Here is a 10,340-nt window from a genome sequence, read left to right as displayed (position 1 = left end):
GGGGTGATCCCCGGCCCCCCCCGGGGGCGGTGTCCCCCCCCCCTCCCCCCGCGGCCCACCCGGGGGGGGGGGGCGCCCCCCGCGGGTCGCCCGCCCGCCGGGGGGGGGGCCCCCGCGCGGCGTGGTTTTTCCCCCCCCGGCCGTCCATTGGGGCGGGGGGGCGGCCCCCCCCCCGCTCCCACGATCGTTCGCCTGATGCCGCCTCGAATCGGCGCAGGTGCAATCTCCACGGAGGATCGAGCATGAGATCCATCGACAGTCTGCGTCTTGTCATCCCAGTGCTCGGACTGCTGGTCTCGGGCAGTCCCCAGGCGTTCCAAGCGCCTACTGATCCGGGCGCGCCATCGCCCATCCCGTCGGACCAAACCCCAGCCTCCATCACGGCGCCGGACCTCGCGGCGATGCGCCGCGACGCCGAGGCCATCATCGCCGAGCTGGCCGACAACAAGGATGGCGAGGTCTACTCGGGCGCCGTCGAAGGGACAGTCCCGGACGACTTCGCCATCGCCGTGGCCTTGGTCGATGGCCGCACCCTGAATGCGGGACGGGCCGAGACCCGCTTCCCGCTCATGTCCATCTCCAAGCCCTTCACCTTCGCGCTCGCGGTCGAGCAGCGCGGCATCGGCTTCCTGGTCGACAAGGTCGGCGTCAGCGCCACCGGCATGCCCTACAACGATGTCGCGGCCGGGGCCGTGCGCGACACCACGGAGCAGAACCCCCTGGTCAACGCGGGCGCCATCGCCACCCACAGCTTCGTCCAAGGCGACGGTCCGGAGGAGAAGATCGGCGCCGTGGTCGCCCTCTACTCCGCCCTGGCCGATCGGCCGCTGGCGATCAACGAGGCCTGGCGCGCCCAGCCGCGCGCGCTGACCTACACCCTGGCCTACCAGATGAAGGCGGCCGGCCGGCTCGAGGGCGACGTCGACGACGTCACCGACCGCTATCTCGAGGCCTGCATCGTCGGGGTGACGGTCGAGGATCTGGCGCGCATGGGGGCCACGCTCGCCAACGACGGGGTCAAGCCGGGGAGCGACACGCGCGTCCTGAGCCACGAGACGGTGCGCGCCGTCCTCTCGGTCATGGTGATCGCCGGGATGTACGAGCACAGCGGGCTCTGGTGGACCCGCGTCGGGCTGCCCGCCAAGAGCGGCGTCAGCGGCGCCATCCTGGCCGTCGTCCCGGGCTGGGGCGCCATCGTCGCCTACTCCCCTCGTCTGGATGCGGCGGGCAACAGCGTGCGCGGGGCCCTGGCGATCGAGCGCCTGGTGGACCAGTGGCGGCTCCACTCGATCGACCGCCTGCTGCGTGACTGAGTCCCGCTGGCCTTGCACAGAGCTGGCGCGCTCGAGTCGGCCAGCTGCCCGACTTGGAGGCGCTTCCAGCTGGCCGGTCGCCGCGATCGGCCTGGCACTCGGCGCGTGCGTGAGCTCGGTGGCGGCGGTCGATCCGCCGCCACAAGAGCGGCCAACGGGCCCTGCCGTACTCGAGGACACACCCGCCCGTGCGCGCGAGGAGGAGGCCGAGGAAGACCCCCTAACCAAGCGTCAGCAAAGCATTCAGCGAGCAGCAGAGACCACGCCCGCGAAGACCCCGGCGAAAGAGCCCAACGCGCTCTCCGTCTATGGCAGCCTGCGGGTGCGCTATCGCGCGACGCCCGAGCGGCAAGGCATCGAAGACGGCAGCTCCAGGGTCGGCATCCAGGGCCGCTATCAGCTCTTTCCCCAGCGCTGGATCTCGGCCCGTGGCGAGGCCGGATTCAAGCTGCTCGACGAGGTCTCCGCCCTGGCGAACGGCAATTCCCCGTCCGGGGGGCGCGGCGACAGCTTCTTTCCTCGTCTCCATTACCTCAGCTACGAATCGCCCAACCTCTTCCTGGTGCTCGGCAAGACCTGGTCCGTCTACTACAAGGTCACCAGCTTCACCGACCGTTTCGCCGGCACCGGCGGACAAGCCGCCGGGACCTACAACGCGGGCACGGACGGCGGCCGCACAGGCACGGGCCGCGCCGACGACGCCATTCAAACCCGCATCCAGCTCGACCTCTTGCCGAGACTCCTGGGCTTCGAGCCCCTGAGTCTCAACGTCCAGGTACAGAACGGCCAGGCCATCCCAGACGCCTGGAGCGCACACTATGGCCTCGCCTTGGGTATCAGCACCCTCCTCGCGACGACCAAGGATTTCTCGCTCGGTGTCGCCTACCACCATGCGGAGATCCCAGAGCAGAGTAACGGGGGCCTGCGCGCCCTCGGCATTCATGGAAATGCCGAAGCACTGGCGATCGGCGCGCGCTGGCTGGACGACGACTGGTACCTCGGCACCGTCTTCGCACGGCTGCGCAATCATGAGACCACGGATCAAGGCCGCTACTTCGACGGACGCGGCTGGGAGCTCTACGCCCAGCGCCGCCTGTCCGGACGCTGGTGGGGCACCCTCGGATGGAACTGGCTCCAGCCAGATGGCGGACAGCCGCTTGCTGGCGACTATCGGCTGAAGTATGGCGTGGTTGGCCTGCGCTACGCACTCAAGGACTTCGAGCGCTATGTCTACGGGAACCTCAAGCTGGAGTCCAGTATCGACGAAGACGGCAGCCACCTCGAGAACGTCCTCACGGTGGGCCTGCGCTGGAATTTCTGAGATCGGAGCGGCGGCGCGCTGCAGGCCTGCGGGCTTCGCGGCGCTCCGCTCAGGACCTATCGGTCGCCCGCAAGCGGGCTCCTCCAGCGACGGACCCGCAGACGGGAAACGGCCAAAGTGCGGACCAAGGCACAGCAGGACGCCGGCCACCAGCGCACCATGAACGACCCAGCCAAGCCACACACTGACGCCCCGAGCAGCCGCGGCGCGCTGCCCGCTTCGACCGGATCCAAGGATCTCGCCTCATGGACAACCTGCTCTCCGACTGGGCTCCGCTCCTCGCCATCCTCTGGATCACCCTGCTCTTGGTGCTGCGCCTCATTCTGGCGACCCGCGTCGCCGAGCGGGCGAGGTTCTTGGCGGTCCAGTCGGTGGATATCCCGCCGGGCTGGCAGCCGGCCTTCGCGGACACAGATGCCGAGCTACGCGATCTGGGCTTCGAGCATCTCTGCTGGTGTAGGACCGAATTCGCGCCGCGCGAGACCCTGGCGCCCGAGCTGGCGCGCTTCTACAAGCACGGCTCCGAGCCGGTGGTCGCCCGCGTCCTGCCGCCTCAAGTCTTCGCCTGGCCCGACCGCTGTGGTGTGGCCCTCTTCTCCCTGGAGTCCAGCGGCACCATCCTCGCGACCGCCGACCGGCTCCCGGAGCTGTTCCCACGTCCGCCGGAGTCCTTGGCGATGGGCATCGTCACCGTGGCGACGAGCCTCGCAGACCTGCTGGACGCGCACCGGATGATCCTGGCGGCACGCGAGGACCAGCTCGCCCTCTGGGGCGACGCCGAGGATGTGATCGCGCGCATGAATGCCTTCGAGGTCGCCAACATCCGTTGGCTGCAAGACGCAAAGCTGGTGGCCGCCCACCCGGAGGGAGGCTTGGTACCGCGCCTGCGCACGGCCCTGGGGTTTATCTGGCGGAGTCTGCGCGGCCAGGTCGTGCAGCCACGACCCGAGTCCGAGCCCCTGAAGCCCGAGCACGCTGCGCTGCTCTTCCAGCAATGGCGCAAGGCGCAGCGGCTCACGCCGACGCCCTGGGTGCAGTGGGGACTCTTCAGCCTGACCGCCCTCGGCTTCCTGATCGCGGGCGGCATCCTCTGGGATTGGCTGCTCACCACGCTGCTCCTCGCCGCGGTCGTTTTCCACGAGCTCGGGCACTACCTGGCCATGCGCTGGCTGGGCTATCAAAATCTCCAGATCATGATGCTGCCGCTGCTCGGCGGCCTGGCGACCGGGGTGGAGCGCCGCCCGACGGCGGCCAACCGCGCCTTCGTGAGCCTGATGGGCCCCGTGCCCGGCATCCTGCTGGGCTGGCTGCTGGTCTCTCTCGCCAGCGGCAGTCCTCACCAGGAGCCCATGCTGGCCATGGGCGTCGTGCTCCTCATCCTCAACTATCTGAATCTGCTGCCACTGGCCCCGCTCGACGGTGGCCAGCTCGTCAAGGCGCTGATTCCGCCGCGCTGGCTGGTGCTCATCGTCATCTTCGAGCTGCTGGGCGCGGGCGCGCTCTTCTGGGCGGGCATCGCGCTCGACCCCGTCCTCGCCCTGATCGGACTGGCTCCGCTGATCGGCGCCATCCTGCTGTGGCGCCGACGCCGGCGCCTGCGTGAGCTGCAAGATCTTTGGGAGAAGGCGGGAAAACCAGAGGATGAGCTGGGGCGGATCGCGCTGGCGATCCAGGTCGAGGATGCCCACGGCAAGCGCTATCGCCCCGTCGTCAAGAAGGCCCGGGCACTGCAGGAGATGCTCGACACGCTCGCGCTCAAGCCGCCCGCGGCGGCGACCCGAGCACTGCTGCTCAGTGTCTATCTGGGGCTCTTCCTCGTCCCGCTCGCCGCCGCACCCGGCTTCGGCAGCGACTGGATGACCCTGGTCAAGGCCGGCTTCCAGGCCGAGCCTTCGCAGCTCGAGCGTTTGCAGGAGGAGGCTCACAGCCTTGCGTGGGCCGAGCTGCTGGATCAGCTCAGCCGCCTTCAGCTCCAGACATCGGACCCCCTCGATCGGCAAGACGCGGCGGAGGGGATGCCCGAGCCACCGGCAAGGCTCCTGCGTGCGCCGGCCTCCGCGACGGCCATTGCGGAAGCCGAGCGACGCCTCGGCCTCACCTTTCCGCCCAGCTACCGCGCCTTCCTCGCACAGAGCGACGGGCTGCAGGATCCCTGGACCACCAAGGGCGAGCCCTGGCTACTTCCGGTCAGAGAGGTCGCCACCATGGCCGAACGGCTGCCCGAGCAGCTCGCGACCCTGAAGGAAAGCCTGTCGGAATCGGAGCACGAAGGCGATGACCCCGTCATCCTGGTCTTGCCCGGCATCGACTTCGCCGCCGAGCCCAAAGGTCTGGTCGCCGATCAGCTCGATGACATGCTGGTGATCGGCATCGGCGGGATCTATGACGACTTCATCCTGCTGACCCCGGACCTGGGGGAGACGCCCGGCGAGCTGGGCGTGCTGCAGCTCAGCCAAGACCTCATGGCCACCGGATACCCGAGCTTCCGCGCCTTCGTCGAGGCGCACTATGCCATCGCAAAGCTCAGGAGCACCTCCCCGTGCAGATGACCAGCCCGCAGATCGAGCGAGGCGGGTCAGCTCCCCGGGCGCTCGATCCCGAGCTTTCGCATCCGCGAGCGCAGCGTATTAGGGTTGATGCCTAACCGGTCAGCCGCGTTGCCCCTGCCGTTGATGCGCCAGGCGCAGCGCTCGCAGACGCTGAAGATGTGATCGCGCTCGACCTCGGACAGGGTTCGCCAGTCGTCCGACGACGGGGCAGCGGCAGACGCCCCAGAGGACGCCGCGCCCAGTCGCGGGAGACCGTCGACCTGCAGACGGCTGCCCGGCGAGACGATCATGGAGCGCTCGACGATGTTCTCGAGCTCGCGCACATTGCCGGGCCAGTCATAGGCCATCAGCTCGGCGACCGCCTCGTCCGGGATCTGGGTGACTTGCCGACCGAGCTTGCCGCGCAGCCGGTCGACGAAATAGGCGGTCAGCAGGGCAATGTCTTCCTTGCGCTCGCGCAGCGGCGGCACTGTGATGGGAAAGACGCCGAGCCGGTAGAAGAGGTCCGGCCTGAAGCCGCCCTCGCGGGCCATCGCCTGAAGATCCCGGTTCGTCGAGGCGACCACGCGGGCATCCGTCTTGCGCGTCTTGGTCGAGCCCAGACGCTCGAATTCGCCGGTCTGTAGCACACGCAGCAGCTTCGCCTGCAGCTCCAGCGGCAGCTCGCCGATCTCATCCAGGACGATGGTCGCACCGTCGGCGACCTCGAAACGCCCCATCTTGCGCGACATGGCGCCAGTAAAGGCCCCCTTCTCATGCCCGAACAGCTCGCTCTCGATGAGCGTCGCGGGCAGGGCCGCGCAGTTCACGCGAATCAGCGGGCGATCGGCGCGTCGGCTGCGCTCGTGGATCGCGGTCGCGATCAGGTCCTTCCCGGTCCCGGTCTCGCCGAGGATCAGCACAGTGCTATCCGTCGCCGCGACCTGCTCGACCTGCATGAGCACGCGCCGCAAGGCTTGGCTGTCGCCGACGAGATCATCGAAATCACGGCAGTGCAGCACCTGCTCGCGCCAGACCGCGTTCTCGGCCTCGACCCGCCGACGCAGCGCCAGGTTCTCCGCCATCGCAGCATCCAGCGCGAGATCCTTCTGCTTCCTGAGCAGGGCGTTCGCAAAGACGCCGGCAATGAGCCCCAAGCGGCGGACCTGCCCTTCCGACCAGTCGTGCTCCCGACGCACGGCAGCGAAGGATAGCCAGCCCAGCACCTCGCGCGCGCTCATCAGCGGGACGACGGCGAGAGATCTCAGCCCGAGCGCACGCAGCGACTGCAAATCCGCAGCAGCGCCAGGCGGCAGCGGATTGCCCTTGCCCCAAACCAGCGCCTGTCCCGCGCGGATCTGCCCCACCATATAGGGGAAACGGTCCTCCGCGATCGGCGAAGGGACGGGCTCGATCCCCGGCAGTGCCCAGGTATGGGTGGTCACCAACTGGCCCGGCAGCATGTCGTAGCGACCGAGGGTGCCGCGATCCACCCCCAGGAACCGCACGATCCGCCGCAGCGAGGCGACCAACAGTTCGTCCAGGGCCAATGGCTCGACATTGACGAAGGAGACGGCCAAGTGCGTCAGGAGATCCTCGAAATGCCCGTCCTCGGTGTCACCAGAGGTCTCGGGCAAAGTCATGTCCGGCGACGACGACATCGCGTTCTCCTGCAAGCGTCCAAGTTCGACTCCATTCCCTCACGACATATCGCGACTAACGACATGTCGTCATCCAAGCTCACGACATATCGTGACGAAGGAAAAGCATAGCAAGCGCACACCCGAGTGTTTTGCTCGGATATCTCTCGCCGATTCAACCGGCTACCACAAAGACTCGACTGCCCGGCGAGCATGGCCCGATTTCTGCGCTACGTGTCGGCATGACCATTCGCATCACAGCGACGGATGCGCCAGATCGCCGCATGCTCAAGATCGATGGCCGCTTGCAGTCTGAAGATCTTCCGGAGCTGGAGCGGGTCTGCGCGGACGATTTGCAGGGCCTCGAGCTCGATCTCTCAGGTCTCCGTGGCGTGGACGAAAGCGCCGTCGCGCTGCTTCGCCGCCTGCGGACCCAGGGCGTCCGACTCACCGGCGTCTCCGCCTATGTCGCACTCAGACTCGGCGGAGCAGCGGAGTGAATGGTCATCGCACGACAGGCAGCGGCGTCGCCTGCCAGCTCCACCGCATGCCCATCGCGTGTCTCCGAGCCAAAACCTAAACGCAGCGAGGAATCAGATGATACAGCCCGAAGATCAACAGCCTGATCGGCTCAGGCACCGCCGGGGCCGACTCGTCGGTGCGCTCGGACTAGCACTGACCGCCTTGGGGGTCCTGTCGTCAGCCACGGCGGCCGACAAGCCCAACATCCTGGTCGTCTGGGGCGACGACATCGGCCAATCGAACATCTCCTATTTCACCCATGGCCTGATGGGCTATCGGACCCCCAACATCGACCGCATCGCGTCTGAAGGCATGACCTTCACCGACTACTATGGCGAGCAGTCCTGCACCGCCGGGCGCTCTTCCTTCATCACGGGTCAGAGCGTCTTCCGCACGGGTCTCTCCAAGGTGGGTCTCCCTGGTGCCGAAGAGGGGATGCAGGTCGAGGATCCAACCATCGCCGGCATCTTGAAGGCCCAAGGCTACGCCACCGGTCAATTCGGCAAAAACCACCTCGGCGACCAGAACGAAATGCTGCCGACCAACCACGGCTTCGACGAGTTCTTCGGCAACCTCTATCACCTCAACGCCGAGGAAGAGCCGGAGAACGAGGACTACCCGAAGGATCCCGAGTTCCGCAAGCGTTATGGCCCGCGCGGCGTCATCCATTCCTGGGCTCAGCCTGACGGCACCCAGAAGATCGAGGACACAGGTCCGCTCACCAAGAAACGCATGGAGACAGTGGACGACGAGACCTCCGAGCGCGCGCTCGCCTTCATCGAGGAGCAGACCAAGGCCGGCAAGCCCTGGTTCGTCTGGTGGAACGGCACCCGCATGCACTTCCGCACCCACGTCAAGGACGAGCTGCGCGGCATCTCGGGCCAGGACGAATACTCCGACGGCATGGTCGAGCACGACATGCACATCGGCAAGTTCCTCAAGAAGCTCGACGAGCTCGGCATCGCCGACAATACCGTCGTCTTCTACTCCACCGACAACGGCCCGCACATGAACACCTGGCCGGATGCCGCCATGACGCCCTTCCGCGGCGAGAAGAACACCAACTGGGAAGGCGGCTGGCGCGTGCCCGCCATGGTGCGCTGGCCCGGCAAGATCAAGGCCGGCACCTGGAGCAACGAGATCGTCCATCACATGGATTGGCTGCCGACCTTCGCGGCCATCGCCGGCGAGCCCGAGATCAAGGAGAAGCTCCTGAGCGGTTATCAGGCCATCGGGCGCGACTACAGGGTCCACCTCGACGGCTACAACATCCTGCCGCTGCTGACCGGCGAGACGGAGGAGAGCCCACGCAAGGAGATCTTCTACTTCTCCGACGATGGCGACCTGACCGCCCTGCGCTACAACGACTGGAAGGCCATCTTCCTGGAGCAGCGCGCCGAGGCGACCTTCCAGGCCTGGCGCGAGCCTTTCGTGCCGCTGCGCGTCCCGCTGATCGAGAACCTGCGCCGCGATCCCTACGAGCGCGGCATGGTCACCTCCAACACCTATGACGACTGGTTCCTGGATCGACCTTATCTGCTGCTGCCGGCACAGGATTACGTCGCCAAGTTCCTGATGACCTTCAAGGAGTTCCCGCCGCGTCAGAAGGCGGCGAGCTTTAGTCTGGACAAGGTGATGGAGAAGCTGACCAGTTCCACCGCGCACTGATCTAGCGCCGGCTCAACGGACAGGGATGTCCTTCGATCCCGCATGGGGAACGCCATGGGAACGTCCAACGCAATCCGATCGCAAAGCCATTTCGAGCATGGCAAGTTGCCCTAAACGAAACGAGGAAAGTTGTTATGTCACTGATGAAACGCGGACTCGCCGAGCTCATCGGCACCTTCTGGCTGGTACTGGGCGGCTGCGGTGCCGCCGTTTTCGCCGCGGGCGTGCCCGATGTGGGGATCGGCTATCTCGGCGTCGCCTTCGCCTTCGGCCTCACCGTCCTGACCATGGCCTATGCCATCGGCCATATCTCGGGCTGTCATTTGAATCCAGCCGTGTCGGTCGGTCTTGCCGTGGGTGGGCGCTTCAGCTTCGCCGACCTGCCGGTCTATGTGATCGCCCAAACCATTGGCGCCATCATCGCCGCCTTCCTCATCCTCTTCGTCGCCGCCGACATGGGGTTGTTCAAGGAAGGTCAGGCGACCTTCGAGCTGACCGCCAGCAGCCTGGCGGTCAATGGCTATGGCGAGCTCTCGCCCCAGGGCTACGGCATGGTCTCGGGTCTGGTCACCGAGATCGTCATGACCATGATGTTTCTCTTCATCATCCTGGGCGTAACGGACAAGCGCGGCACCGCCGTGGCGGGCGGCCTGGCAATCGGCCTAGCGCTGACGCTCATCCACCTCATCTCCATCCCCGTGACCAACACCTCGGTCAATCCGGCGCGCAGCACCGGCCCGGCCCTGGCGCTCGCCTTCTCGGGCGAAGGCAAGGCCCTGACCCAGCTCTGGCTGTTCTGGGTCGCCCCCATCGTCGGCGCCGCCATTGCGGGCGTGATCTATCGCTTCTTCGAGGAGCCCAACGGGTAGCCCCCCACCGAGCCGAATGACCACCTTGAGGGACTGCGCAAGGCTCGCCGACCCTAACTTGCCCAGCTCCCTGTGAGTGTCGCCCGCGAGGGCGACACCAGTCCTTGGAATCGACCCCCACAGAAGACGCAGAAGACGCAGAAGACGGTGTCAGGTCTTGCCTTTTGCCTTTGCCCGACCTGCGGGGACGCGGGAATTGCCCGGGGAGCGGGGTCACAGACACGCAAGGAATTCCGGTGACAGTTTACTCAATGGAGGAATTCCGGTGACAGTTTACTCAATGGCGGGGAAAACTCAGCGTCAGCGATCCGCTCGCGCGCACCACGCTGCCGAGCGCGGTGCCCTCCGGGGCCGCCGCCGACAGCCGCACCACCATCCGCCTGCCGAGCGGACTGACCTATATAGTGCCTGAACGAAAACCCCGTTCAATTCAGTGGCACACTCTGCCCTGGAATTAAACGAGGCAGGATCGACTTCGA

General features: G+C 66.7%; 7 protein-coding genes. 6 read left to right on the top strand and 1 reads right to left on the bottom strand.

From position 1 onward, the window contains the following. Positions 1 to 242: 242 nt before the first annotated feature. The 3 genes from glsA (at position 243) to G3446_RS24470 (ending at position 5,183) form a co-directional block, all read left to right on the top strand. On the top strand, positions 243 to 1,313 hold the full coding sequence (glsA, locus tag G3446_RS24480) for a glutaminase A (protein WP_164456259.1): 1,071 nt from the start codon (positions 243 to 245) through the stop codon (positions 1,311 to 1,313). A 109-nt stretch (positions 1,314 to 1,422) separates the two neighbouring features. After that, positions 1,423 to 2,634 carry a porin gene (locus G3446_RS24475; RefSeq protein WP_164456256.1) on the top strand — a complete coding sequence of 404 codons (1,212 nt, stop codon included), beginning with the start codon at positions 1,423 to 1,425 and terminating at the stop codon, positions 2,632 to 2,634. A 245-nt stretch (positions 2,635 to 2,879) separates the two neighbouring features. After that, complete coding sequence (locus G3446_RS24470) at positions 2,880 to 5,183, top strand: SMI1/KNR4 family protein (RefSeq protein ID WP_164456254.1); 2,304 nt, start codon at positions 2,880 to 2,882, stop codon at positions 5,181 to 5,183. A 26-nt stretch (positions 5,184 to 5,209) separates the two neighbouring features. Here G3446_RS24470 and G3446_RS24465 read toward each other — a convergent pair whose 3' ends face one another. Continuing rightward, positions 5,210 to 6,823: a sigma 54-interacting transcriptional regulator gene (locus G3446_RS24465; RefSeq protein ID WP_164456253.1), complete on the bottom strand. Its 1,614-nt coding sequence runs from the start codon at positions 6,821 to 6,823 to the stop codon at positions 5,210 to 5,212. Positions 6,824 to 7,044: 221 nt separating this feature from the next. Here G3446_RS24465 and G3446_RS24460 point away from each other — a divergent pair, with 221 nt between their 5' ends. The 3 genes from G3446_RS24460 (at position 7,045) to aqpZ (ending at position 9,861) form a co-directional block, all read left to right on the top strand. Then, positions 7,045 to 7,302, top strand: coding sequence for a hypothetical protein (locus G3446_RS24460; RefSeq protein WP_164456251.1), 258 nt, complete (start codon positions 7,045 to 7,047; stop codon positions 7,300 to 7,302). Positions 7,303 to 7,399: 97 nt separating this feature from the next. Next, complete coding sequence (locus tag G3446_RS24455) at positions 7,400 to 8,992, top strand: arylsulfatase (protein ID WP_164456249.1); 1,593 nt, start codon at positions 7,400 to 7,402, stop codon at positions 8,990 to 8,992. A gap of 134 nt (positions 8,993 to 9,126) precedes the next feature. Further along, positions 9,127 to 9,861: an aquaporin Z gene (gene aqpZ, locus G3446_RS24450; RefSeq protein WP_164456247.1), complete on the top strand. Its 735-nt coding sequence runs from the start codon at positions 9,127 to 9,129 to the stop codon at positions 9,859 to 9,861. The last annotated feature ends 479 nt before the right edge of the window (positions 9,862 to 10,340 follow it).

The sequence above is a fragment of the Thiorhodococcus minor genome (assembly GCF_010820565.1).
Lineage (GTDB): Bacteria > Pseudomonadota > Gammaproteobacteria > Chromatiales > Chromatiaceae > Thiorhodococcus > Thiorhodococcus minor.
This window is presented reverse-complemented; position numbering and strand designations above follow the sequence as displayed.

Coding starts and splice junctions, on each gene's coding strand:
- glsA (WP_164456259.1), top strand. CDS start 243: ATGAGATCCATCGACAGTCTGCGTCTTGTCATCCCAGTGCTCGGACTG.
- G3446_RS24470 (WP_164456254.1), top strand. CDS start 2,880: ATGGACAACCTGCTCTCCGACTGGGCTCCGCTCCTCGCCATCCTCTGG.
- G3446_RS24465 (WP_164456253.1), bottom strand. CDS start 6,823: ATGTCGTCGTCGCCGGACATGACTTTGCCCGAGACCTCTGGTGACACC.
- G3446_RS24460 (WP_164456251.1), top strand. CDS start 7,045: ATGACCATTCGCATCACAGCGACGGATGCGCCAGATCGCCGCATGCTC.
- G3446_RS24455 (WP_164456249.1), top strand. CDS start 7,400: ATGATACAGCCCGAAGATCAACAGCCTGATCGGCTCAGGCACCGCCGG.
- aqpZ (WP_164456247.1), top strand. CDS start 9,127: ATGTCACTGATGAAACGCGGACTCGCCGAGCTCATCGGCACCTTCTGG.